Genomic DNA, 23,491 nt, shown 5'->3' on the forward strand with positions numbered 1-23,491 from the left:
CGCGTTTTTGCATGGCTGCCCGGCGCAGGCATTTGATTGACTTATGCGCAAGACATCTGTATCACCCGGCTCATTCCTTCGCTTGCAAAGACAGAATGAGCTGTCAGGAACTGTATGAACAAGGCGAGGGCGGTTTCGACGTGATGACGTCGTAACCTCACATCATTTGCCTCTCATGCAGGGTCCGACGCAGTGGCTGCTTTGCCATGCACCGGTCTCGACTGCGTTTGAGCAGGCACCATTGGCGTGAACATGGCGCCGACCGGATAAACGAAGGGCTATCCTTTATGACGAATTTTGATGGGCTCAACCTGATCGAGCCCCTGCTGCGCAATGTTGAAGCTGCTGGTTTCTCCGCGCCGACCGAAATCCAGGCTGCGACGATCCCGGCACTTCTCGAAGGGCGTGACCTTATGGGTATTTCCCATACGGGTGGCGGCAAAACTGCCGCTTTCTGCCTGCCGTTGCTGCAGCGTCTTGCTGAAAACCCGCAGCGCCCGAAACCGGGTCAGCCGCGCGCCGTTATTCTTGCGCCGACCCGCGAACTGGCGACCCAGATCGGCCAGTGCCTGCGTGACTTCAAAAAAGGCATCCGCCTGTTTTCTTCTGTTGTCTATGGCGGCTCGCCGATGGGCCCGCAGATTCAGGAACTGCGCCGTGGCGTTGATATCCTGGTTGCGACCCCGGGTCGTCTGCTTGACCATATGTCGCGCAACACGGTTCGCTTTGACGATGTCGAAGTCTTCATCCTTGATGAAGCCGACCGTATGCTTGACATGGGCTTCTCCGAAGATGTTCTGACCGTTGCCGAACTGCTGCCGAACAACCACCAGACGGTGATGTTCTCGGCAACCATGCCGGCCGAAGTCAAACATCTGACCGACCGTCTGCTCAAAGACCCGGTCAAGGTCGAAACTGCCCCGCAATCAAGCGTGACCGAACGTGTGACCCAGCGTGGCATGTTCGTGAAACGCCATGACAAGATGTCGCTTCTGGTTCAGCTGCTGAACCGTGACGAAGTCGAACGCGTTCTGGTCTTCACCAAAACCAAGGCCGATGCGGACGAACTGTCGTTCCAGCTGCGCGATGAAGGTGTCGACAGTGATGCGATCCATGGCGACAAACAGCAGCGCATCCGTCAGAAAATCCTGCGCAACTTCCGCAATGGCCGTTTCCCGGTTCTGATTGCGACCGACGTTGCCGCACGTGGTATTGACGTTCCGGGCATCACGCATGTCATCAACTATGACCTGCCGCACGATCCGGAAAGCTATGTCCACCGTATCGGCCGTACCGGTCGTGGTGGCGCCGAAGGTACCGCGATTTCGTTCTGCGAACCGCGTGACATTCGTCTGCTGCGCAACATCGAACGCATCATCAAGCAGGATGTCGATATCGACGAAGATCACGAATTCCATGCTCCGCCCCCGCCGCCGCGTTCCGGTGGTGGTCGTGGTGGCCGTGAAGGCGCTGGTCGTGGCTTTGGTGGTCGCGGTCGTGGCGGCTTTGGCGGCGGTCGCGATGGTGGCCGTGGTCGTGGTTTCGGCGGTGGCCGTGACGGTGGTCGTGGTCGCGGCTTTGGCGGCGGTCGTGATGCCGGTCGCGATGGTGCTCGTGAAGGTGGTCGCGAAGGCGGCTTCCAGGGTGAACGCGCAGCGCGCGGTTTCGGTGGCCGTGATGGCGGTCGTGATGGTGCCCGTGACGGTGGCCGTCGTGATTTCGCCGATCGTCCGCGTCGTGATGACCGCGAATTCCGCAATGATCGCAAGCCGCGCTTTGACAATGATGATCGTGCACCGCGCGGTGATCGTGAAGAACGCGGTGGCAATCGCGGTGGCAACTTCCGCCCCCGTGGTGAAGGTCGCGGCGAAGGCGGCAACCGTGACGAACGTCGTTTTGCCGACAAGCCGCGTGGTGATCGTGGTGGCAATTTCCGCGGTCGCGATGGTGGCCGTGATGCCGGTCGTGACGGCGGACGCCGTGATTTCTCTGATCGCCCGCGCCGCTCCGAAGGCCGTGGTGGCAATCAGGGCATGAAGCGTCGTTCGGCCTGATTACAGGCTGATCTCGCACGATCGCATACGGATATAACGTTCCACAGCACAGCTTCTGCGCTTCGGAACGTCCGGAAATCAAAGAAAAAGTCGGCTGTTATGGCCGGCTTTTTCGTTTTCGATTCCTGGTTGAAAACAAAAGCTGTAAATTCCAACCCAAACACCTATCCTTTATAGGGGGATGGTCGGCGATTTACGGATGGTTTGCAGCCGGGTTGCAGTCAGGTTGCGATCAGATTGCAGATGGCTTGATGGCGACTTGACTGAAAACCGGTCTGGTGTGCGGATTTGCTGCCATGGTTTTGATGTTCGATGCCGATTCCCGGACCAAGTTTCGGGTCAGTGATTTGAACCAGTGATACGGGCTCTGGCGCGGTTTGGTGGAACGGATCGGCACGGCGGATGGCTGGCAGGTCAAAATAATCGACCGGCCCCTCGGGAAATTCCGGTGGTGTCTCACCACATATGGGGAATGTCGGCGTGCCATGGCTGAGGTAACAAGGAGTTGGCTCTGCATGAAAAGGATGTTGGTCGTCCTGGCTGCGGCGATGGCCTGTGCATTTGGTGCAGATATCGCATTTGCAGATGAGCGAACCGGGCATTTCAAACGGAATGCTGACGGATCGCGCGATTGCGGCCATCTTCTGGCATCGGGCAATCCGGACTACCCGCCTTATCTATGGCAATCGGCTGATGGTCAGTATCTCGAAGGGGCGGCGGCCGACTTTCTCAAACAGGTTGGTGAACTGGCCGGGGTGCGGATCGAAGTCCTGCATGCCGGCAGTTGGGGCCGTGTGCAGCAAAGCATGCGTGACGGCACCCTTGATATGATTGCCGGGGCCTTCCTGACACTGCCGAGGCTCGAATATATGGATTACTTCTATCCGGCGTTTCAGGGGACGCGCACCGTCATCTGGACCCGCGATAATCTTGATCTCAATTATCAGCACTGGTCTGATTTGCGCGGGCTCGAAGGTCTGACCGTGATCAATAACAGCTTCGGTCAGGATTTTGATACCTATGCGGCGCAAAATCTCAGCATCACCGAAGTGCCCAGCCTCGAACAGGGCTTGCGCATGCTGTCCTATAATCGCGGTGAATATCTGATTTACGAAGAATTCCCCGGCAAGGCCGTGGCAGCGCGCGAACATATCACCAATATCCGCAGCTACGAGACCCCGGTCAGTACCGAAAATCTCTATCTGACCATGTCGCATCGCTCCGAATGCAATACCGGCGCATTGCGCGGCCGCATCACCCAGGCGATTCTCAAACTGCTTGCCGATGACGCCATGCAAAACATGCTCGAAGCCAGCATCCGCCGCTGGGGCGAAAACACCAATTAACGCAAAGCTAACGGTTGACCTGCGTGCTGGTTCGTCACATGCCCACCAGCCACCAGCCACCAGCCACCAGCCACCAGCCACCAGCCACCAGCCACCAGCCACCAGCCACCAGCCACCAGCCACCAGCCACCAGCCACCAGCCACCAGCCTGCGACCTCTGACCATCACGCACCTGCGGCCATCAGCCACCGGCGGCCAACGCCCTCTGAGCACCATACGCCGTCGGCCATCGCCCTCCGACACACACCGGCGACCATTGCCCTCCGGCCACCAAGCCACCCTCGACCAACGCTCTCCGGCATCTGTTCACCGTTCAAAGATCCGCGGCCTCGGTCCTCGGTCCTCGACCCTCGACCCTCGTGCAACGGCGCAAAAGCCCGCATCACCCGCCTGCCGTCCCCGGCAGCTCTCCGATGCCCGCCGCATGAAATGCACCTGGAACGCCTTTCATCGGGCACCCAAACCATCCGTTTCCCCGCGCCACCCAAAACACGTGACACCATCCAACACCACGCGGCATCACACGACATCACGCGGCGTCACCCAAGGCTACCCGGCACCAGTCGTTGCCTTGCAGAAACGACGCCTCAGCAAACTGGCGCCAAATCCGTCGCCCCCAAACCCATGGCCACAAACACGCGCCCGCAAACCCATGGCCCCGCACCCGCACCCGCACCCACACCCACACCCACACCCACACCTACGCCGCAAGCCATTACTCCCCAAACCATTGCTCACCCGCCAATTGCTTGTCCCGGAATTGCATGCCCGGGGAACCGCCTGTCCCACCCCGCCCGATACGACGCCCTGCGCATCAAACCGGATGCCTGTTGTCGCTGGGACAGCGTGATCGGGGGAGTTGGAGTTTGCGGATCGCGAAAAATCCGTTGCGCACAAACCCATGGCCGCAAAACCATGGCCTCACACCCGCACCCCAAGCCGTTACTCGCCAAACCATTGCTCACCCAGCAATTGCTTGTCCCGGCATTGCATGCCCGGGGAACCGTCTGTCCCACCCCGCCCGATACGACGCCTCGCGCATCAAACCGGATGCCTGTTGTCGTCGGGATTGCGTGATCCGGTGAGTTGGAGTTTGAGAGCCGCGAAACGGCCCGTTTTCCGGTTGATAGGGGCTCAGGAATGCTGGTAAGGGCGGGTTTTGAGATAAAGTGGTAGAGCTATGCGGATTTGATTTGACGTTAACGTTAACGTCAACTACAAGGGAGTCGCATTCTCCCGCGATGCCCGTAACGGGTATCTGCCTTCTTCTCAGGACCGTGACTTCTTAGGACCGCGATATGGCACAGTTCGAACCGCAAAATCCCGATTTTGATGCTGAAGTCCGCAAACGCTTTGCGCAGCAGCCCTATAATCTGTCGATCGGGGCCGAAGTCGCCGACGTTAAACCGGGCCGCGTTGAAGTCATCGTGCCGTCGCGGGCTGATCTGATCCAGCATAACGGCTATTTCCATGGCGGACTGATCGCAGGGCTTGCCGATATTGCCGGTGGTTTTGCCGGATGGAGCCTGATTGAAGCTGATCAGGGGATGCTGACGATTGAATACAAGCTCAATATCGTTGCCCCGGGGCAGGGTGATCGTCTGCGTGCCGTCGGCGAGGTTGTCTCGCGCGGGCGATCGATCATCGTCACCCGCATCGATATCTTTGGTATGAGGAATAGCGAGCCGGTTCTGTGCGCGACCTCGCTTCAGACACTCAAGGTCATGAAGCTGCCGCCGGAACTATTAGATAGCGCTGCATAATTCCATCAATTGATAAAATTTACCTAATAATCAAACCCAGTCAGGCAGGAACGTCATCATGGCATTTTTCGAATTTCCCGGATTGAAATTTGATCTTGGCGAAACCGCGGACGCGATCCGCGAAACTGTTTCATCCTTTGCCGAGGCCGAAATCGCCCCGCGCGCGGCAGAAATCGATGAAACCAACCAGTTCCCCAACGATCTGTGGCGCAAATTCGGGGATCTGGGCCTTTTGGGCATGACCGTTCCCGAAGAAGATGGCGGTACGGGTCTAGGCTATCTTGAACATGTGATTGCGATGGAAGAAATCAGCCGGGCTTCGGCCTCGGTCGCGCTTTCATATGGTGCGCATTCCAACCTGTGCGTCAACCAGATCAAACGCAACGCCAATGCCGAACAAAAGGCAAAATACCTGCCCAAACTGATCAGCGGCGAACATATCGGCGCCCTTGCCATGAGTGAGCCGGGCGCTGGTTCGGACGTGGTATCGATGAAGCTTCGCGCCGAGAAAAAGGGCGATCGTTTCATCCTCAATGGCAACAAGATGTGGATCACCAACGGCCCGGATGCCGATACGCTGGTGGTTTACGCCAAAACCGATCTCGATGCCGGACCCAAGGGCATTACCGCCTTTATCATCGAAAAAACCTTCAAGGGGTTCTCGACTGCGCAAAAGCTCGACAAACTGGGTATGCGCGGTTCGAACACCTGTGAGCTGGTGTTTGAAGATTGCGAAGTGCCCGAAGAAAACATTCTCGGTCAGCTCAATGGCGGTGTCCGCGTGTTGATGAGCGGCCTTGATTATGAACGTGCGGTTCTGGCGGCGGGCCCCACCGGGATCATGCGGGCCTGCATGGATGTGGTTGTGCCCTATATCCATGAACGCATACAGTTCGGTAAGGCGATCGGCGAATTCCAGCTGATGCAGGGTAAAATCGCCGATATGTACACGACCATGAATGCCTGCCGTGCCTATGTCTATGAGGTCGCCAAGGCCTGTGATCGCGGTGAAACATCGCGCAAGGATGCGGCCGGTGTGATCCTGTATGCCGCAGAAAAGGCCACCTGGATGGCGCTTGAAGCCATTCAGACCCTTGGTGGCAACGGCTATATCAATGAATATCCGACCGGTCGGTTGCTGCGCGATGCCAAGCTTTACGAAATCGGGGCAGGTACGAGCGAAATCCGTCGTATGCTGATTGGCCGTGAACTGTTTGGTGAAACCGCATAATTGCGGTTTCCCGTTAACTGATCCCCCAGAAAGACCACAAGGACCCACATCATGACCAGTTCCGATCCGGTTGTTATCGTATCGTGCGCCCGTACCGCCATGGGCGGTTTGCAGGGCGATTTTGCCACCGTTACCGCCGCCGAGCTTGGCGGTGTCGCCATCAAGGCAGCACTTGAGCGCGGTGGTGTTGCGCCAGATGACATTGACGAAGTCATCATGGGTAATGTTCTTCCCGCTGGGCAGGGGCAGGCCCCGGCACGCCAGGCAGCCTGGAATGCCGGTATCCCGCGTTCGGCCGGGGCGACCACGATCAACAAGATGTGCGGATCAGGCATGAAGGCCGTGATGTTTGCCCATGATACGCTGGTTGCCGGCGGGGCCGATGTCATGGTGGTCGGCGGTATGGAAAGCATGACCAATGCGCCGTTCCTTCTGCCGAAAATGCGGTCGGGCCACAAATACGGTCATGACATGGTCTATGACCATATGGCGCTGGATGGTCTTGAGGATGCCTATGACAAGGGCCGGGCCATGGGCACCTTTGCCGAGGCAACGGCGGAGAAATACGGTTTTAGCCGCGAGGCGCAGGATGACTACGCCATCACGTCCCTGACCCGTGCGCAGAATGCGGCCAACGCCGGTCATTTCAAGGATGAAATCACCCCGGTAACCTTCAGTACCCGCAAGGGCGAGGTCACCATTGATGCCGATGAGCAGCCGCCAAAAGCCAAACCGGAAAAAATCCCGACCCTGCGTCCGGCCTTTGCCAAGGATGGCACGGTGACCGCCGCTCATTCGGCATCGATTTCCGATGGGGCGGCTGCCCTTGTGATGATGCGTGCGTCCGAGGCCAAAAAGCGCGGGCTGACGCCGCTTGCCAAGATTGTTGGTCAGGCCACCCACGCCCAGGAACCGTGCTGGTTCACGACAGCGCCGATTGACTCGATCAAAAAGGTTTTGGCCAAGGCAGGCTGGAGCAAGGATGACGTCGATCTTTGGGAAATCAACGAGGCTTTTGCCGTTGTTGCCATGGCCGCCATGCGCGATCTTGAGCTTGATCACGGCAAGGTCAATGTCCATGGCGGTGCCTGTGCACTTGGCCATCCGATTGGCGCAACCGGTGCGCGTTTGCTGGTGACCCTGATCCATGCGCTGAAAACCCATGGCGGGTCAAAGGGCGTGGCATCACTTTGCATCGGTGGGGGCGAGGCAACGGCGGTTGCGATCGAGCTGATCTGAACGCCGTTGTGATTTAGTTTAAACCGGTTCTAAAAAGTCTGAGATTGGGGGCTACCAACTTGCGCGAATTCACCTTATTTTGTCGCCAGACATAACGATGGAATAGAGGAATTCGCGCGATGACAAAGTCGACTGTGGATCGGATGCTTGCCGGCTTTAAAAGCTTCAAGGCGATGTATTACGAACAGCGCCCTGAACGCGTTGAAGATCTGGTGAATATGGGCCAGAAGCCCGAAGTGCTTCTGATTGCATGTTCGGACTCCCGGGTTGATCCGGCCATCCTGACCAATGCCGAACCGGGCGAAATGTTTGTTATCCGAAATGTGGCAAACCTTGTTCCGCCCTATGAGCCCGATGAAAACTATCACGGCACCTCCTCGGCGATCGAATTTGCGGTCCGCGACCTTAAGGTCAAGGATATCGTGATTCTCGGTCATTCGGCCTGTGGGGGCATGGCGGCACTGGTCGAACATGGCGAGGCCGGCAAAGTGCCGGACCGCGACTTTATCGGTGAATGGGTCAGTATTGCAAAATGCTGCCTGCATCATGGCCCTGATGTCGACAAGGTTTCGCGTCATTCAATTCGCAATTCGTTGCAAAACCTGATGTCGTTCCCGTTCATCAAGGAACGGGTCGAAGCCGGCGATCTTAACCTTCATGGTTGGTGGTACGGCATGAAAGAAGGCATCCTGTGGCGTTTCGACGCCGAACAGGACAAGTTTATCAAGGGCGAAGAATAAGCCCGGTCTGATCTGCGGGTGGCCCACGGGGTCACAGCCTGTTTTGATCGCATGGCCGGTGCGTCGCCCAACCGGGAGGGGCACCGCCATGCGGTTGGAAGAACATCAGATCATGGTGCGCGATACCGCGCGCGAGTTCGCCGAAAATGAACTCAAACCCAATGCTGCAAAATGGGATACCCATCACACTTTCCCGGCCGAGGCGATAGCCGGTCTGGGCGAGTTGGGCTTTCTTGGCATGCTGGTGCCCGACGAATATGGCGGGGCGGGCATGGACCATGTCGCATATGCGCTGGCGCTCGAAGAAATTGCTGCGGGCGATGGTGCAACATCGACCATCATGTCGGTGCATAATTCGGTTGGCTGCATGCCGATCCTGAAATTCGGCACCGAAGAACAGAAACAGAAATTCCTGGTCCCGATGGCGCAGGGCGAAAAGATCGGTGCATTCTGCCTGACCGAACCACAGGCCGGGTCCGATGCCAGCGCGCTTAAAACCCGTGCGGTGCGCGATGGCGATCACTGGATCATCAGCGGGGCAAAGCAATTTATCACATCCGGCTCCGAAGGTGACATTGCCATCGTCTTTGCGGTGACCGACCCGGCCGCAGGCAAACGCGGCATTTCAGCCTTTATCGTGCCGACCGATACACCGGGCTATGTGGTGTCGCGGGTCGAGGAAAAGCTGGGTCAGAATGCATCCGATACCTGCCAGATCACCTTTGTTGAATGCCGGGTGCCCGATGAAAATATGCTGGGCGAGGAAGGGCAGGGCTATAAAATCGCACTGGCCAATCTTGAAGGCGGGCGCATCGGCATTGCCGCCCAGTCGGTTGGCATGGCGCGTGCGGCATTTGAAGCGGCCCGTGATTACGCCAATGAGCGCGAAACATTCGGCAAAAAGATCATTGAACATCAGGCAGTGGCATTCCGTCTTGCCGATATGGCGACCAAGATCGATGCCGCAAGGCTTCTGGTTCATCGTGCCGCCGAATTGCGCGATGATCACAAACCCTGTCTGACCGAGGCCTGCATGGCCAAGATGTTTGCATCCGAAATCGCCGAGGAAGTCTGTTCAGCCGCGATCCAGATCCATGGCGGATATGGCTATCTTAAAGACTTCCCGGTCGAGCGCATCTATCGCGATGTCCGCGTTTGCCAGATCTATGAAGGCACATCCGATATCCAGCGCATGGTGATTGCGCGATCACTGGCCGACTAGGGGCGATCAGGCGTCACCGGTTATCCGGTGACGCGGTATCATCACTTCACCCTGCATCAGGCGGCGGGCGGATCGGAAGACGGTGACGGAATTGACCGTAAAGTCATCGGCCGTGGTGCCGGTGATATCGGCATCAAGCACCAGTGTGCCCGATGGATGGGCAATGGTCAGTGGTTGATCGGTGGCGCTGTTGTGACGTGCTATTTGATGGGCGACCGATCCGGTTAGTCGCATGGTTGCGGCAAGGCACATGCCGCCAGTGATCGGACTTGATGCATGGGCCTGTCCGGTCGAAATCATCCGCAAAACGATATTGGCGCCGTGATTGGCGTCGAGGTTGGCATCGGGGCTGTCCTGATCGGTCGGGGCTGAGACGATGGCGATTTGTGGCAGGTTGCGTACGCTGGTCTGGGCTTCTTCGCGGCTGCAAATCCCCATGCGGACGGCAGCGGCAATTCGGATGGTTTCGATTTTATTGAGCAGGTCCGGCGTTTCGGTAATCCCGGCCGGGCTTTCGCGGCCTGTCAGGCCCAGATTGGATGCGCGCACGCAGGCAATCGGGTTGCTGACATCAATCAGGGATACTTCAATCGCGCCAAATCCGTCGGTTTCCAGAAGCTCCGATGCCTTGCCGGTCGGCAGTGTCTTGCCGGTGCTGGAACCGCCCGGTTCAAGGAAGGAAAGCGCGATCGGCGCATGGGTGCCGCCGACCCCATCAAGGGCGAAATCGCCATCGACCATCGGCAAGCTATCCTGAAGCGCAAAGGTTGCGACGATAATCTTGCCGGTATTGGTGTTGTGGATGCGCACAATGGCCTGATCACCCGTGGTTTTGACCAGACCTTCCTCAACCGCATAGGGGCCGACAGCCGAGGAGATGTTGCCGCAATTGCCCTTATAGCTGATCACCGATGCATCGATCGAAACCTGCCCGAATGTGTAATCAATATCGGCATCTTCGCGCGATGATTTGGCGATGATGGCGATTTTTGACGTCGACGATGTTCCGGCCCCCATGCCATCGAGCTGGCGCTTGTTGGGATCGGGGCTGCCCATGGCCGCCAGGATCATGGAATCGCGCGTCGATCCGGCTTGCGGCAGGTCTTCGGCCCGGAAAACCAGTGCCCGGCTTGTCCCGCCACGCATGAAAACGGCACGGAGCGGGATTTGCGGCGAAAGTTTATCTGAGGGCATGGGGACTCCTTAAAGCGGCGGGCGGGCCCGAGGTGGTTTGGTTGCAAATTGCCAAAACAAAACACCCCGAACCGCGAGAGTATCGTGGTCCGGGGTGTCTGCATAGATCAGGTGATTTCAGGATGTCGCCGTTTGGCGTGATCAGAACTGATATTGCAGGCCCAGCATGACTTCGTGCGCATGGAGATCATAGCGTAGTTCCTGCGTTAGTCTGCCGTTTGGGACGGAGCCTGATGTAAAATGTTTGCTGGCGCGCGCTTCGCCCATATTGATATAGCGATAGGAAAAATCGATCTTCCAGTGATCGGTTAGCGCGTAATTCAGGCCAGCGCCTGCTTGCCAGGCGACATCATCATGTTGCGCCCCATCAATTGTATTGGTGGTGCCCCCAATACCCGTCGATTTCGTGCTGTTGTGGGCCCAGCCAATGCCAGCTTGGATGTAGGGCGAAAAGGCCCCGGTATTGATGCCATAAGCTGCAAGCGGATCGATATATCCAGTCAACATGGTTGTGACATTAGACGTGTTGTGGCGACCTCCGGTAGCCTGACGCGTTGAACCGGTGTTGTTGTTGAAGGTGAAAGAATCCATATTTGCCATGTTATCGCGATATGAAATCGTAAGATCGGTTCGAAGGTAATTGTTGAGCTTCAATCCGGCGCCAGCTTGATATCGCGTGCCTGTATGTGGGTCGGTGTCCCATGTATCGCGGATCGCATCAGCCGAATCAGCATCATCATCAATCGTACTTGAATAGCCCAGATCGGCGCGGAGGTACGGGGTAAGCAGCCATTCTTTCGCGGTTGCTGTTGTGGTTAGTGCGAAAACGCCAAGTGTCGCGAAAACAGGAATCCGAGCAGCTTTCCGACCGGGTTTGTGTGTTTTCGGCAACTGCAAAAACGGCAACATCAAACAAATCTCATATAAGTAGTTGAATTATTTGATGTAATTAAACCTATAAGTGTTTTGCTGTGCAATAAAAATCCGAAATTCTCCGATAGCGGTGGAATTGCACAGATTGTGGTGCTTAGCCGCGAGGGGAAAGCCCGTGTTTTTCCAGAAGCCTGCGGAACTGATGGTAATTCAGATTGAGCAGCTTTGCGGCTTCGGTCTGGTTGTTGGCGGTTTGGGCGAGGGCCTGTTCGAGCAGTCTGATTTCGAAGTCTGCGACCTGTGATTTGAAATCAATCGCTTCGTGTGTGCTGGGGGTGACCGGTGGGCTTACCTGTTTTTCAGGGGCGCGCGCGGTTTCAGACCAGATGTCCTCAAACGGATCGAGTTTGATGGTGGCAAGCGGTGCGTCTTCATCATCGGCAAGATAGATGCTGCGTTCAACCGCATTGCGTAATTCGCGGATATTGCCCGGCCAGTCATGATGCAAAAGCTGATGGGTGGCATGGGTGGAAAAGCCCGCAAAAACCGTGCGGCCAAGGCGCTTGGTCATATCGAGCGCGAACTGTTCGGCCAGCAAAAGGATATCATCAGACCTTTGACGGAGTGGTGGTACAGCGATGACGTCAAAAGCCAGGCGATCCAGAAGATCGGCGCGGAACTTCCCGGTTTTGGCCAGTTCGCGCAGGTTTTCATTTGTCACACCAATGACGCGGGTATCGACATCAATGGTGTCCGACCCGCCAACGCGTTCGATTTCACCATATTCGACAACCCGCAGAAGCTTTTCCTGAACCACGGGGCTGGCGGTGGCGATTTCATCAAGGATGATGGTGCCGCCATGGGCACGCTCGAACCGTCCGATATGACGTTTGGTTGCCCCGGTAAAGGCGCCGGCTTCGTGGCCGAACAGTTCGGTATCAAGCAGGCTTTCGGACAGGGCAGCGCAATTGACCTTGACCAGCGGGCCGCCCCAGCGGCGTGACAGGTAATGCAGGCGGGCGGCAATCAGTTCCTTGCCCGATCCGCGTTCGCCAATGACAAGGCACGGCCGATCAATCGGCGCCAGACGCGAAACATGTTCGAGGGCGGCCAGAAATACGGGGTCTTCGCCCAATATCGGTTGCAAGCTATCCATTTCGCGAAAAACGTTATCGGAAAACGACAATAATGTCGCGATAAATGTAATGTCCTGATGTGGGGAATTTGTAAGTCATTGATTTTGTTCACTTCCAAAACTGGCACGGCATTTGAAATAGAGAGTGCAGAAGTTTTACCGTCCCCCGATGAAGTAAGGAGATCAGACAATGGGCGTGTTTTCGCGTTTGTCCGATATCGTAAATGCCAACATCAACGCGCTTCTGGATCGTGCAGAAGATCCGGAGAAAATGGTGCGCCTGATGATTCAGGAAATGGAAGATACGCTGGTTGAAGTCCGGTCCGCTGCCGTCAAGGCGATCGCCGACAAGAAGGAAGTCGAGCGCAAGCTTAAAAAACTGCATGACGGTCAGCTTGAATGGGAAACCAAAGCCGAGTTTGCCGTTTCCAAAGGCCGCGATGATCTGGCCAAGGGGGCGCTAATGGCGCGCCGCCGTCTGGCCGATCAGAGCGTTGTGCTTGAGCGCGAGCTTGAAGTGATCGAGGAAACCCTTGGCAAATTTGACGAGGATCTCAACAAGTTGCAGAACAAGCTCAATGAAGCAAAAGGCAAGCAGCGTGCGGTGGAAATCCGTATGCAGACCGCTGAAAAGCGTGTCAAAATGAAAGAAAAGCTTCATTCCGGTCAGATTGACGAAGCGCTTTTGCGTTATGAGCAGATGGAACGCCGGATTGACGAGCTTGAAGCCAATGCGGACTCCTGGGACCTTGGTCGCGGGCAGAGCCTTGAAGAGCAGTTCGAGGATCTTGAAGCCGAGCTCGGGATCGAAGATGATCTCAAAGAGCTTAAGGCGCGCGTAAAGAAAGATAAATAATCATTGGTTTGTGTGTTTCGGCACGTAGGCCAGCACAAGGAAGAAGCTGTCAGATATGTGGGCGATTGCCGTACCCTTGATTGTATTCGTTGCCGTTGTTGGCCCGGTCTGGGTGGTGTTTCATTACATCACCGTCTGGAAACGGATGAAGGCAGAGCAACGCGCACAGAACCCCGAACAAACCGCCCGTGAACAGGAAATGGTGGCGGGGCTCAAAAAGCGGGCAGCGAAGCTTGAATCCCGTGTCGAAACACTTGAACGCCTGTTAGATGCCGAGGTTGCCGAATGGAGGAACAGGATATGACTGCCCAGCAAGCTGCTGCCGGAAACGGATTTGGGCGCGGTCACACGAAAAACGCGCGTCACGGATGCCGGTTTGCCAATCACGGTCACGATGGCAAGAAATGCCACGGGGTGATCGGGCGGACCACGCGGGGAATTTCCCAGGCCTTTGGCATTCCGCGCAAAGGGGTTCTGGTTGCTTTCATTCTGATCCTGATTTTCAGTTTCCCGGTCGGTGTGATGTTGTTTGGTCTTGCATGGGCCTATGTGCATCATCCGGAATGGTTTGACGGATTGCGCGGCAAGTTGCGCGGATCATCACGCCGTGCCCAGGCCAAAGCCCAGGCCCGTGCGAGCAAAACCGATGACACGCATGACAACCCGACCGTGGGTGTCGATTACGAAGAAAGCTGGATGGAAGAACTGCGCGAGCAGTTTGACGATCTGGAACGCCGCACCGGATCGATGGAAAGCTTTGTGGCGTCCGGCGATTATCAGGTCGCATCCGAACTTGAGAAAATGAAAAAAGACGACGCATCGCACGCCGCCAAAAAGGACGGTGATGATGCCAATAAACCCGAAGAACCAAAGGCATAAGTCTTTGGCCTGACGGTCCAGAAGATTGACGGCGGTTTCAGCTTTCCCCAATCCCCTCTCGCGTTTTAACGCAATGAGGTCGCCGTCAAACATAAAACCGGATCACATGTGTGGTCCGGTTTTTCTTTTTATTCGCAGTTCCTTGCGGAAAAATTCCCAAATAGCGTTTATCACTATACCTAATTTAAAGGTTTTACCGGCAAAGTCGGCGAAAAGGCCCATATATGGGATGCTGCTTTTGGGGAATTATGCATGGCGACCATGATTGAACATCCCGGCGAACAGGATTTCCTGCACCGGTTGCTGCTGGATAATCCGTGGTGGGACGGGGTCACCGATGATGTGGTGCAGGGATTGCCCCAGCGCGCCTTTTTCAAGCGGTTCTGGTCGGCCATTGAAAAGCATGACGGGCAAAAGGCCGTGGTTCTGACCGGGCCGCGCGGGGTTGGCAAAACCGTGATGTTGCGCCAGGCGGTGGCCGAACTTTTGAATGCCGATACGCCAAGGCGCCATGTTTGCTATATCTCGCTTGAACATCCGCTGTTTCTGGAAATTGATCTGCCGCGTTTGCCAAAATTACTGCGATCGATGCGCGGTATTTCGGCTGATCATCCGTTATGGCTTTTTATCGACGAGGTTTCCTATCAGCGTGATTGGGAGGACCGGCTTGCACGGTTGATCGTTGCCGATCCGATGCTGCGCGTGGTGGCGGTCAGTGCGCTCGCCCCCGGTGCCGACAGTGCCGGGCATATTCAAAGTCTGTTTTTACCCCCGTTCAGCTTTGCCGAATATCTTGAGCAAAAGGGCATTGCCCCAAGTGACGTTTTGCCCGAAACGCCAAATGTCGGGCGTTATACCGCCGATGTGCCGGACGGTCTGGTTGCGCTCAATGATCTGTTTGAAGATTACATCAATGAAGGCGGCTTCCACGATGCCAATGGCGAAGCCGGGGCCATTCACCGATCTCTTCATTCCGATCTGCCGGGGCTGCACGGGATTTCAAGCCCGTCGGACCTGCATCGCCTGTTTGCGCTTCTGGCCTATAATACCGGGTCGGAATTCTCGATCGAGACATTGGCGCGCGAACTTGATATCGCCAAAAACACGCTGCGCCGGTATCTGGAATATCTTGAAAGTGCCTGGCTTGTGCGCCGTCTGGAACGTGTTGATCAGGATGCCAAACCGTTCCAGCGTGCGGTGGCGTTCAAGGTCCATCTGATCCATCCGGGATTGCGCAGTGGTCTGATTGGCGGGCGGGCATCTGATAGTGCGACGATCACGCGACTGGCCGAAACCGCGATCCAGACCCAGTTTCTGACATCGAGTGTCGGGATGGAAAGCCTGTATTATGCGCGCTGGGGACATTACGAGGTGCCGTTTGTGTTCCTTGATCGCCGGTCGGGCACGCCGTTATTTGCCTATCATTGTCTGTGGCGCGATGAGGCGATCCGCAAGCCCAAGGAAATCCGGGCACTGGTCAATTTCCGGGGCAGTCATGCCTTGCCGTTGGGGGCGTTTGTTCTGACCAAGGCGCAATGGCATGGCGGAAAACTGGGTGGTGTGCCGATGCGGTTTGAGCCGGCCAGTGTTCTGGCACTGCGGATCGGGCTCGAATTTTCACAGCTTTAACCTTGCCGATCAGGAGGCGTTCCGTTGGGCATGTTCGGGTCTCGGATGATGGTACGGGTCTCAATGATCTCGCAGATCTTGCAGATCGGGGCGGTGTCGTGCGTTCTGATGCTGTCGGGGATTGCTCGGGCTGATCAGATTTGCCCGGCCAAACCGCATTGGAGCAATACCGAGCCTGCGATCAATCTGGCGCATGTGTTTTGTGGCGAAGTGAAATCCAATGGCCGTGCCGCCGGGTTTCATGCCCGGCCGGGCGGGATTAATCCGGGATCGGTCAAATCAGTCGACATCACCCAGCCCGCCAATGCGAACGGGGTGTATGCCGGGATGGTGACTTTTGCCAATCCCGATACCAAGTCCGGCGGATCGGGTGGGCGTGATCCGGTAAAGTTTTCAAGCATCTTTCCTGACAGCTGTGATGATGATCAGATCGTGGCATCGATCCTTTATGCCTATGAAAATCGTATGGACTGTCCTGCGGGATCGCCCGGTTGGTGGCAATGCGGACTGAACCGGCCGATGGATGCCGCGTCATCGGTCGGGCTTTGTGTTGGGGATGATTCGGACGGGGTTTTCATGATTGCGATCGGGTTGCTGCGTGACGGGCGGATCAACACCGCCTTTCCGCTGCGCTAGGTTCAGGATCAGGGGGACGGGTGATGTGCGCAAACAGGACGGGTGACCTTATGGTTCCCGATTGGCCGGGTCGGCGGGCGGATGATCCGGGCCATGACCGGATTGCCGCGATGCTGGTTCTTGATATTGGCAATGCACCGCAATGGGCGGGCCGGGTCGCGCGCGAGATCGAGGATGTTGTTACGGGGACATCAAGTGGTTGGGAAATGGTGATGAATGCCCATATCCTTACTGTGGGCAAAGACAAATCGGGCATATCATCAGCCGATGACGCCATGGGGGATGATCCGGTCGAGGTTGCGACCGCGGACCTGATGGCGGCATTGGCAGCCTGGATTGAGCGGATTGAGCAGGGCGCATCGTAAAATGGCGTGTTTGTCAGGTCGGATCGGACCGGAAAAGGAATGCGGGCGGCAGATGGGGCTGTTTTTCACAAAGGCACAAGGCGGTATCGGGCGACTGGCAACGCGGATCTGTGTTGTCGGGCTGATGGCTGTGATGGTGGTTGGTGCGGGCTTCGGGACGGCCAGCGCCCAGGGGAATGGCAAGGATCCGGGTGATCCGCTTGAGATCTTTTTGCATCAATATCTTGAACATGCGGGGCTTCCGGGCGGGGTGATCGGCATTGGGTATGGCACGGGACAGGTGCGCTATGCCGCCAGCGGATATGCAACGGTTGGTCCCGATGTCGGCATGACGGCAGATCGGCAGTTTTATATCGGGTCGCTGACCAAAATGATGACGGCGGTTGTGACCCTGCAACTGGCATCGGAAAAACGGATCAATCTGTCCGATCCGATTGCCAAATATTTGCCCGAAGAATTCGAAGGCCGGATTGCCAATGCCCGAAATGCGACCATTCGTGACCTTTTGCGCAACAGTTCAGGCATTCCCGACTATCTTGACGGGGAATTCTTTTTCCAGCTTGTCGGGCGTGATCCGCAGCATGGCTGGCGAAATGTCGAGTTGCTGCCATTGATTGCCGATCGGGACGCCTATTTCGAAGCGGGGAAAAGTTATGCCCCGTCAAACAGCAATTTCATCCTGCTGGGCGTGATGATCGAAGCGGTCGAGGGCGATCATATCGAAAAGGTATTTAACCGCCGCATTTTCGAACCGGCCGAAATGGCCAATACATCGTTTGGCCGCTATCCGCGACCGGATCTTTTGGCCCATGGCTTTGATGATGCGGACGGGGACGGGCAGCTTGAAGATGTCACGGATTTCGATGTCGGCGATCAGCTTGCCGATGGCGGGGTGATTTCAACGGCCGAGGATATGGTAAAGTTCGCGCGTGCCCTGTTTGTTGACGGGGTGTTGCTGGGTCCCAATGCGATCAAGCGTGCGACTTCTGATGCGGCCTTTGCCGGTGAAGGGTCTTATGGCTATGGGCTTATGATCGGGTCAAGTGACTGGGGGCCGGTTTGGGGGCATGACGGGATCTATTTCGGCTATTCCGCCGAATTTTCATGGTTCCCCGATCAGGATACGGTGGTGGTATTTCTGGCAAATGGCCGCGCCCTTAACGAGGTCCCCAATGTCACGGGGATGCTGATGACCGGGATATTTGGCAAGCCGCAATAGCCATATGTGCGAAATGTGCGAAGGCCATTGCGGTGCCGATCAAATGGATGGTCACATTGGCGGTTGGCTTTCCTGATTAAGAAGCGCGCTGCTTTGGCGGACCTGAAGGGCGGGTTCTTCGGCAATCACGACATTCTGCCCCAGTGCATAATTGCGCAATTGGCGGTAAACCAGTTCTCCGATCCGATAAAAATCAATGGCGACATAACCGTCAATCGTGCCATTGGCAGTCAATTCTTCCTGCTCGTCGGTCGGGCTGCCGGTTGCCATGAACAGTTTGGGCGCGCGCGGGCTCGATGCGGTGATGATTTTGCTCAGCCGTTGGGTGTCGCCCAGAAGCCAGTCACCGACCGGCACAATGAAATCAAGTGTCGGGTTCTGAATTGCCTGGGATAATTGTGCAAGGCCGAGTTCCTCGTCACCGCGATTGAAAAGCGGACAGCGTTCATCTTCGCGCCAGCCATTTTCCCCCTTAAGGGCTGCTGGCGGATGAAGGGGGGCTGGCATGTCATCGGGAACCGGAAGTGTCCCGCGCAAGGTATGGCGAATGCCGGCAATCCGTTCATTGAGATTGGGGTCAAAGCGGCCGCCGCTGATGATGCAGATCCGTGCGCCATCAGGGCGGACAGATTTAAGCAATTCGGCAAGCCGGATGCCGATTTCAAAATTGTCGGGCCCGATATAGGTCCGGCGCAAATGGCGGTCCGGATTTTCAAGATCGGAATCAAACGTGATGACGGGGATTTTGTTGGCGTGTGCTTTTGGCAGGCCGTCCTGGGCGATGAAGGATGAATTGGTTACCGAAATCGCAATACCGTCGACATTCATGTCGATGGCCTTGTGAATGGCATCGCGCTGTCCGCGGAAATAGCCGATCTGTGTGTCGCCCATATGCAGGCATTCGTCACCGTTGCGCAGGGCCGCATCATGGCAGCCGCGCCAGGCGGTGATGAAATTGACATCTTCGATATCCTTGGAAATCAGGCTGAATTTAAGGGATCTGGCCGATGCCATCTGTGCGCACAGGCACAGCATGAACAGGGTCAGGATCGCGGCTTTCATTCCAGATCGCGTGATGGGTAGTGATGCGAACATTTTGGCTCCGGTGATGGAGCCAGGCTATTCTCCCACCCGGCATTTTTACCGGCTTTTTCTGATGATACGGGCATGCGGCGATGCCGGATCGTTTCTGCGCTTATATGTGGTGACGGGGGATCTGTTTGACCACCATTAGTGGTTGCTAAATTTCATCATGCATTCGGCGCATAACTGATAGAATGATAATAGTTAGAATCCTAACTAATTTTCTGGTATCATCAGGGCCATGGAAAACATTGACCTTGAAACCCCTTATCTGACCCTTGGCAGTGCGCTGATGCGCGTCGCCCGGTGCTGGCAGCGCGAAGTCAATCGCACCCTTGCCGCGCATGGTCTTTCACAAACCATGGTGATGCCGCTGATTGTTTTGCATCGCAGCCGCGGTGCGGTCCGGCAGGGCGTGATTGCCGACGAAATCGGTGTTGAAGGCCCGTCACTTGTGCGGGTCATCGATCAGCTTGAGCGGGACGGGTTGATTTCGCGGGTCTGTGACCCGACGGACCGCCGGGCCAAGATGGTGGCGCTTACCGATGCGGGCAAAGACAAGGCATCCGAGATCGAGGTTTTGCTGGGTGCGTTGCGCGGGGAAATTACGGCCGATATTCCAACCGAAAAACTCAACATTACCCTTGAAGTCATGCGCGCCCTGCTTGACCAGTTGGCGCAGCGTGACAAGGCCGAGTAGGAGGATGTGGCATGTTAAGCACAATCCTTTCATTGCGCCCCAAAGCGACCGACTGGCTGTTTTCCGTTAAAACATTTGCCGCATCGATCCTGGCACTTTTCATTGCGCTTGCGTTTGATCTGGACCGCCCGGTCTGGGCCATGGCGACGGTATATATCGTCGCCCACCCGTTATCGGGCGTTCTGGCATCAAAGGCAGTTTATCGCGTTCTTGGCACCATTCTGGGCGGGGTGGCTGCGGTCATTTTTGTGCCCAATCTTGTCAGTGCGCCGGTTTTGCTGTCGCTGGTGCTGGCGATCTGGGTGGGGGGATGTTTGTTCCTGTCGCGCCTTGATCGTACGCCGCGCAGTTATCTTTTCATGTTGGCGGGCTATACAGCCGCCATTGTCGGGTTTCCGTGCGTTGGCGATCCGACCGCGGTTTTCACGACCGCGATTGCACGTTGCCAGGAAATCAGTCTTGGCATTATCTGTGCGACGCTGGTCAGCCATATCGTTTTTCCCCGTCATATCGGTCCGGTGATTGCCGCACGTATTGATGGCTGGATGGGTGATATCGCCAAGCTGGCCGATCAAAGCTTTGATCCCGATACCGATGCGGACAGCCTGCATAATGAACGCGCGCGTATTGCGGCTGATCTTGGGGAATTGCACGGGCTTGCCTTGCATCTGGGATATGAAAAATCCGGTTTTGCCGGGCGGACCCGACAGTTGCATGCCTTGCAAAGTGTGGTCGCGGCCTTGCTTCCGGTTTTGTATGGCATTCACGACCGGCTGATTGCGATCAAGGGTGAACTTGGCACCCTGCCAGATGATGTGACCGCCATCCTTGAAAAGGTTACGGCCCACATCAAGGCCCCCAGCCACGATCAGGGGCGGTTAGGTGCACTTCACCACGATATTGATGTCTTTGCCGCGCGGGTTGCACAGGAGCGCGACTGGGCAGGGCTGCTTCAGATCAATCTGGCCAACCGGCTGCACCGTTTTCTTGATTTCCATGATGATTGCCGCACCCTTTGGGACGGTATCCGTGCTGGCGAGGTGCCGGCAGATGTTCTTGATCGCTGGCAGGAAGGGGCCAGGGCATCGGCCCTGCATCGCGATTATGGTGCCGCCTTTCGCAGCGGGCTGACCGCATTGATTGCCACAGTCATCGTGTGCGGTTTCTGGATCGCATCAGGTTGGCCAAGCGGATCGACAGCAGCCATGATGGCCGCCGTCGGGGCGAGCATCATGTCGTTTCTGGATAACCCGGTGCCGGCCCTTAAGGGGTTCATTCGCTATACCGCGCTGTCGGTGGCGGTGGTGCTGGTTTACAGTCTGGCAATCCTGCCCGGGATTGACGGGTTTGCGTTGCTGGTCATGGCCTTTGCGCCCTATTTCATCTTGCTTGGTGTGTTGATGGCAACGCCGCAGACCTATGGGTTTGGACTGGCGATGCTGGTCAATGTGGTGATGATCCTGAATGTTGATACGGCTTATAGCAGCAATGTGTCTGCCTTGCTGGGCGGGGGGATTGCGTCACTGGCGGGGTTTGGGGTGGCAGCGATTGTCACGGCCTTTGTCCGGGTGGTGCCCGTCGACAGTTTTATCCGCGGACTGGTGCAGGCCAACTGGCGTGACATTGCCGGGATCGCGCGGGGCACGTTGAACATAGCCCGTATGGTGATGATCCGCCGGCTTCTGGATCGTCAGGGATTGATTTTGCCGCGCCTTGCCATGGCGACACGTCATCGTGAAACCCTGATCCGGGTGATGCCCGAAGTTTCGATTGCGGCAAGTTTGTATGACCTGCGCCGGATCAGGCTGTTTGTTGATCGCGATATCAGCGCGCGTATCGATGTTCTGTTGCGCAATATCGCCCGGCATTTCGAAGCCCGCCTTGATGATTTTGACCGTGCCCCGGATCCCAAAATCCTGGCCGAGGTCGATAACATCCTTCGACTGGTTACCGTCATGCGGGATGACGAGCAGCGGCAAAAACTTCTGATCCCGCTTGTGGCATTGCGCCGGACACTTTCGAAAACCGATGCGCCGAAACTTGATCGCGCCGGCGGGAATGCGAGCAGCCCGATGCCCTTGTCCCCCGAAATCGGAGAAATCGCATGATTGCGCCAACTCTCAATATCTATGGCCTGTTTGTTCCGGCATTGCTTGGACTGGCACTGGCAGCATGGGCATGTCTTTCGCTTGCCCGTATCGGTCTGATGCGGATCGGTTTTTACAAAATAACTGTTCATCCCGCCCTGACCGATCTTGCGCTTTATGTGCTGATCCTGACCGGACTTTCGGCGCTGTTCATTCAATAGGTGATGAAATGAAAACCGCTTTGACCAAAAGCCTGCGTATCGGATTTACGCTTTTACTTGTTGTCGCCGCCATTGCCGGTGGTGTGCATCTTTATGATTATTACATGAACGAACCCTGGACCCGTGATGGTCGGATCAGTGCCGATGTGGTGTCGATTGCGCCCGACATTGCCGGGCTTGTGGCCGAGGTAAAGGTCACAGACAACCAGCCGGTCAAGGCAGGGGACGTTTTGTTCACCATTGATGGCGCGCGCTATCAGGTGGCCGTCGATCAGGCGCGTGCAAAACTTGAAAGTGCCAAGGCCGCCCGTGATCAGGCCGCACGCGAGGTCAATCGTTATGGCGGGCTTGATAGTGCCGTGGTGTCCGCCCAGAAAAAGGAACAGGTCAAAACCGGCCTTGCAACCGCACAGGCCGCCCTTGATCTGGCCAAGGCCGATCTTGATCTGGCGGAATTGAATCTGTCGCGGACCCGTGTCGTGGCGCCGGTGGATGGTGTGGTTACCAACTTTTCGCTGCGCCCGGGCAATTATGTTGGTGCGGGAACCGCGATTGCCGCCCTTGTCGACAGCAGTTCGTTCTATGTCGCGGGCTATTTCGAAGAAAACAAATTACCGCGCATTGCGATTGGCGATCGCGTCAAGATCAGCCTGATGGGCGAAGATCGCCCGATTGACGGCCATGTCGCAAGCATCGCAAGCGGCATTCAGGATAGCGAACGGTCGGGCAGTTCTGCCGGTCTGGCACAGGTCAAACCGACCTTCAGCTGGGTCCGGCTGGCCCAGCGCGTTCCGGTTCGCGTTGCCCTTGATCACGTGCCCGAAGGTGTGAAGCTGGTCGCCGGGCGGAGTGCGGTCGTTACCATCGAACAGGAAAGTGCCCCGTCGGATGGCGGGCTGAACATCAGCAGGCTGTTCTGATCCTGTGCGGTGATTTTGGTATGATGCAGTGCAAAAAGTGACTTGCAGTGCAAAACAAGTTTGGGTAATTTTCGTAAAAATTAACGTAAAATATTGAAC

23 protein-coding genes are annotated in these 23,491 nt (G+C 56.5%); 18 read left to right on the forward strand and 5 right to left on the reverse strand.

Annotation, left to right across the window (positions count from 1 at the left end):
• Positions 1-287: 287 nt before the first annotated feature.
• Positions 288-2,054 carry a DEAD/DEAH box helicase gene (locus M9H61_RS15720; protein WP_101248199.1) on the forward strand — a complete coding sequence of 589 codons (1,767 nt, stop codon included), beginning with the start codon at positions 288-290 and terminating at the stop codon, positions 2,052-2,054.
• Between the two features lie 515 nt (positions 2,055-2,569).
• The gene (locus tag M9H61_RS15725) at positions 2,570-3,400 is read left to right on the forward strand and encodes an ABC transporter substrate-binding protein (RefSeq protein WP_206926655.1); all 831 of its coding nucleotides are present in this window, start codon (positions 2,570-2,572) and stop codon (positions 3,398-3,400) included.
• 34 nt (positions 3,401-3,434) lie between these two features.
• Here M9H61_RS15725 and M9H61_RS15730 read toward each other — a convergent pair whose 3' ends face one another.
• Entirely contained in the window at positions 3,435-3,572 is a 138-nt protein-coding gene (locus tag M9H61_RS15730; RefSeq protein ID WP_250281566.1) for a hypothetical protein, read from the reverse strand.
• Between the two features lie 1,126 nt (positions 3,573-4,698).
• Between M9H61_RS15730 and M9H61_RS15740 the strand changes: the two genes are divergently transcribed.
• The 5 genes from M9H61_RS15740 to M9H61_RS15760 all read left to right on the forward strand — a co-directional run bounded on the left by M9H61_RS15740 (position 4,699) and on the right by M9H61_RS15760 (position 9,595).
• On the forward strand, positions 4,699-5,163 hold the full coding sequence (locus M9H61_RS15740; protein WP_250281568.1) for a PaaI family thioesterase: 465 nt from the start codon (positions 4,699-4,701) through the stop codon (positions 5,161-5,163).
• A 58-nt stretch (positions 5,164-5,221) separates the two neighbouring features.
• The gene (locus tag M9H61_RS15745) at positions 5,222-6,394 is read left to right on the forward strand and encodes an isovaleryl-CoA dehydrogenase (RefSeq protein WP_250281570.1); all 1,173 of its coding nucleotides are present in this window, start codon (positions 5,222-5,224) and stop codon (positions 6,392-6,394) included.
• A 51-nt stretch (positions 6,395-6,445) separates the two neighbouring features.
• A complete protein-coding gene (locus M9H61_RS15750; RefSeq protein WP_250281572.1) occupies positions 6,446-7,633 on the forward strand; it encodes an acetyl-CoA C-acyltransferase in 1,188 nt (395 codons plus the stop codon).
• A 119-nt stretch (positions 7,634-7,752) separates the two neighbouring features.
• On the forward strand, positions 7,753-8,373 hold the full coding sequence (locus M9H61_RS15755) for a carbonic anhydrase (RefSeq protein WP_101245236.1): 621 nt from the start codon (positions 7,753-7,755) through the stop codon (positions 8,371-8,373).
• An 88-nt stretch (positions 8,374-8,461) separates the two neighbouring features.
• On the forward strand, positions 8,462-9,595 hold the full coding sequence (locus M9H61_RS15760) for an acyl-CoA dehydrogenase (RefSeq protein ID WP_250281575.1): 1,134 nt from the start codon (positions 8,462-8,464) through the stop codon (positions 9,593-9,595).
• A gap of 6 nt (positions 9,596-9,601) precedes the next feature.
• On the opposite strand, the gene M9H61_RS15765 is transcribed toward M9H61_RS15760, so the two are convergent.
• The 3 genes from M9H61_RS15765 to pspF all read right to left on the reverse strand — a co-directional run bounded on the left by M9H61_RS15765 (position 9,602) and on the right by pspF (position 12,818).
• Positions 9,602-10,789 (reverse strand): 2-methylaconitate cis-trans isomerase PrpF family protein, encoded by a 1,188-nt coding sequence (locus tag M9H61_RS15765; RefSeq protein WP_250281577.1) that lies wholly within the window; start codon positions 10,787-10,789, stop codon positions 9,602-9,604.
• Between the two features lie 141 nt (positions 10,790-10,930).
• Positions 10,931-11,698, reverse strand: a complete 768-nt coding sequence (locus M9H61_RS15770; RefSeq protein WP_250281579.1) for an outer membrane protein — start codon at positions 11,696-11,698, stop codon at positions 10,931-10,933.
• 118 nt (positions 11,699-11,816) lie between these two features.
• A complete protein-coding gene (gene pspF, locus M9H61_RS15775; RefSeq protein WP_250281581.1) occupies positions 11,817-12,818 on the reverse strand; it encodes a phage shock protein operon transcriptional activator in 1,002 nt (333 codons plus the stop codon).
• 169 nt (positions 12,819-12,987) lie between these two features.
• On the opposite strand from pspF, the gene pspA reads away from it, so the two are divergent.
• The 7 genes from pspA to M9H61_RS15810 all read left to right on the forward strand — a co-directional run bounded on the left by pspA (position 12,988) and on the right by M9H61_RS15810 (position 18,381).
• Positions 12,988-13,653 (forward strand): phage shock protein PspA, encoded by a 666-nt coding sequence (gene pspA, locus M9H61_RS15780; RefSeq protein ID WP_101245242.1) that lies wholly within the window; start codon positions 12,988-12,990, stop codon positions 13,651-13,653.
• A gap of 55 nt (positions 13,654-13,708) precedes the next feature.
• Positions 13,709-13,957 carry an envelope stress response membrane protein PspB gene (gene pspB / locus M9H61_RS15785; RefSeq protein WP_101245243.1) on the forward strand — a complete coding sequence of 83 codons (249 nt, stop codon included), beginning with the start codon at positions 13,709-13,711 and terminating at the stop codon, positions 13,955-13,957.
• The gene (locus M9H61_RS15790; protein ID WP_250281583.1) at positions 13,954-14,532 is read left to right on the forward strand and encodes a hypothetical protein; all 579 of its coding nucleotides are present in this window, start codon (positions 13,954-13,956) and stop codon (positions 14,530-14,532) included. Before pspB ends, M9H61_RS15790 begins: the two co-directional genes overlap by 4 nt.
• Positions 14,533-14,784: 252 nt before the next feature.
• On the forward strand, positions 14,785-16,161 hold the full coding sequence (locus tag M9H61_RS15795; protein ID WP_101245244.1) for an ATP-binding protein: 1,377 nt from the start codon (positions 14,785-14,787) through the stop codon (positions 16,159-16,161).
• A gap of 45 nt (positions 16,162-16,206) precedes the next feature.
• Positions 16,207-16,797, forward strand: a complete 591-nt coding sequence (locus M9H61_RS15800; RefSeq protein WP_250281585.1) for an EndoU domain-containing protein — start codon at positions 16,207-16,209, stop codon at positions 16,795-16,797.
• Between the two features lie 50 nt (positions 16,798-16,847).
• Positions 16,848-17,162: a hypothetical protein gene (locus M9H61_RS15805; RefSeq protein WP_250281587.1), complete on the forward strand. Its 315-nt coding sequence runs from the start codon at positions 16,848-16,850 to the stop codon at positions 17,160-17,162.
• A gap of 52 nt (positions 17,163-17,214) precedes the next feature.
• On the forward strand, positions 17,215-18,381 hold the full coding sequence (locus M9H61_RS15810; protein WP_250281589.1) for a serine hydrolase: 1,167 nt from the start codon (positions 17,215-17,217) through the stop codon (positions 18,379-18,381).
• A 51-nt stretch (positions 18,382-18,432) separates the two neighbouring features.
• Here M9H61_RS15810 and M9H61_RS15815 read toward each other — a convergent pair whose 3' ends face one another.
• Positions 18,433-19,476: a substrate-binding domain-containing protein gene (locus M9H61_RS15815; protein WP_250281591.1), complete on the reverse strand. Its 1,044-nt coding sequence runs from the start codon at positions 19,474-19,476 to the stop codon at positions 18,433-18,435.
• Between the two features lie 229 nt (positions 19,477-19,705).
• Here M9H61_RS15815 and M9H61_RS15820 point away from each other — a divergent pair, with 229 nt between their 5' ends.
• From M9H61_RS15820 to M9H61_RS15835, 4 genes are read left to right on the forward strand one after another with little or no spacing between them, the layout of a single operon-like run.
• The gene (locus M9H61_RS15820) at positions 19,706-20,164 is read left to right on the forward strand and encodes a MarR family winged helix-turn-helix transcriptional regulator (RefSeq protein ID WP_114112740.1); all 459 of its coding nucleotides are present in this window, start codon (positions 19,706-19,708) and stop codon (positions 20,162-20,164) included.
• Between the two features lie 11 nt (positions 20,165-20,175).
• Positions 20,176-22,272 (forward strand): FUSC family protein, encoded by a 2,097-nt coding sequence (locus M9H61_RS15825; RefSeq protein WP_250281593.1) that lies wholly within the window; start codon positions 20,176-20,178, stop codon positions 22,270-22,272.
• A complete protein-coding gene (locus M9H61_RS15830) occupies positions 22,269-22,472 on the forward strand; it encodes a DUF1656 domain-containing protein (protein ID WP_101245250.1) in 204 nt (67 codons plus the stop codon). Before M9H61_RS15825 ends, M9H61_RS15830 begins: the two co-directional genes overlap by 4 nt.
• Before the next feature lie 8 nt (positions 22,473-22,480).
• The gene (locus tag M9H61_RS15835) at positions 22,481-23,392 is read left to right on the forward strand and encodes an HlyD family secretion protein (RefSeq protein WP_101245251.1); all 912 of its coding nucleotides are present in this window, start codon (positions 22,481-22,483) and stop codon (positions 23,390-23,392) included.
• Positions 23,393-23,491: the final 99 nt, after the last annotated feature.

The organism is Thalassospira sp. GO-4, from assembly GCF_023588965.1.
In the GTDB taxonomy this organism is placed as follows: domain Bacteria; phylum Pseudomonadota; class Alphaproteobacteria; order Rhodospirillales; family Thalassospiraceae; genus Thalassospira; species Thalassospira povalilytica.

Bases quoted from the DNA above. Each gene is read 5' to 3' on its own strand.
- M9H61_RS15720 (WP_101248199.1), top strand. From the start codon at position 288: ATGACGAATTTTGATGGGCTCAACCTGATCGAGCCCCTGCTGCGCAAT.
- M9H61_RS15725 (WP_206926655.1), top strand. From the start codon at position 2,570: ATGAAAAGGATGTTGGTCGTCCTGGCTGCGGCGATGGCCTGTGCATTT.
- M9H61_RS15740 (WP_250281568.1), top strand. From the start codon at position 4,699: ATGGCACAGTTCGAACCGCAAAATCCCGATTTTGATGCTGAAGTCCGC.
- M9H61_RS15745 (WP_250281570.1), top strand. From the start codon at position 5,222: ATGGCATTTTTCGAATTTCCCGGATTGAAATTTGATCTTGGCGAAACC.
- M9H61_RS15750 (WP_250281572.1), top strand. From the start codon at position 6,446: ATGACCAGTTCCGATCCGGTTGTTATCGTATCGTGCGCCCGTACCGCC.
- M9H61_RS15755 (WP_101245236.1), top strand. From the start codon at position 7,753: ATGACAAAGTCGACTGTGGATCGGATGCTTGCCGGCTTTAAAAGCTTC.
- M9H61_RS15760 (WP_250281575.1), top strand. From the start codon at position 8,462: ATGCGGTTGGAAGAACATCAGATCATGGTGCGCGATACCGCGCGCGAG.
- M9H61_RS15765 (WP_250281577.1), bottom strand. From the start codon at position 10,789: ATGCCCTCAGATAAACTTTCGCCGCAAATCCCGCTCCGTGCCGTTTTC.
- M9H61_RS15770 (WP_250281579.1), bottom strand. From the start codon at position 11,698: ATGTTGCCGTTTTTGCAGTTGCCGAAAACACACAAACCCGGTCGGAAA.
- pspF (WP_250281581.1), bottom strand. From the start codon at position 12,818: ATGGATAGCTTGCAACCGATATTGGGCGAAGACCCCGTATTTCTGGCC.
- pspA (WP_101245242.1), top strand. From the start codon at position 12,988: ATGGGCGTGTTTTCGCGTTTGTCCGATATCGTAAATGCCAACATCAAC.
- pspB (WP_101245243.1), top strand. From the start codon at position 13,709: ATGTGGGCGATTGCCGTACCCTTGATTGTATTCGTTGCCGTTGTTGGC.
- M9H61_RS15790 (WP_250281583.1), top strand. From the start codon at position 13,954: ATGACTGCCCAGCAAGCTGCTGCCGGAAACGGATTTGGGCGCGGTCAC.
- M9H61_RS15795 (WP_101245244.1), top strand. From the start codon at position 14,785: ATGGCGACCATGATTGAACATCCCGGCGAACAGGATTTCCTGCACCGG.
- M9H61_RS15800 (WP_250281585.1), top strand. From the start codon at position 16,207: ATGATGGTACGGGTCTCAATGATCTCGCAGATCTTGCAGATCGGGGCG.
- M9H61_RS15805 (WP_250281587.1), top strand. From the start codon at position 16,848: ATGGTTCCCGATTGGCCGGGTCGGCGGGCGGATGATCCGGGCCATGAC.
- M9H61_RS15810 (WP_250281589.1), top strand. From the start codon at position 17,215: ATGGGGCTGTTTTTCACAAAGGCACAAGGCGGTATCGGGCGACTGGCA.
- M9H61_RS15815 (WP_250281591.1), bottom strand. From the start codon at position 19,476: ATGTTCGCATCACTACCCATCACGCGATCTGGAATGAAAGCCGCGATC.
- M9H61_RS15820 (WP_114112740.1), top strand. From the start codon at position 19,706: ATGGAAAACATTGACCTTGAAACCCCTTATCTGACCCTTGGCAGTGCG.
- M9H61_RS15825 (WP_250281593.1), top strand. From the start codon at position 20,176: ATGTTAAGCACAATCCTTTCATTGCGCCCCAAAGCGACCGACTGGCTG.
- M9H61_RS15830 (WP_101245250.1), top strand. From the start codon at position 22,269: ATGATTGCGCCAACTCTCAATATCTATGGCCTGTTTGTTCCGGCATTG.
- M9H61_RS15835 (WP_101245251.1), top strand. From the start codon at position 22,481: ATGAAAACCGCTTTGACCAAAAGCCTGCGTATCGGATTTACGCTTTTA.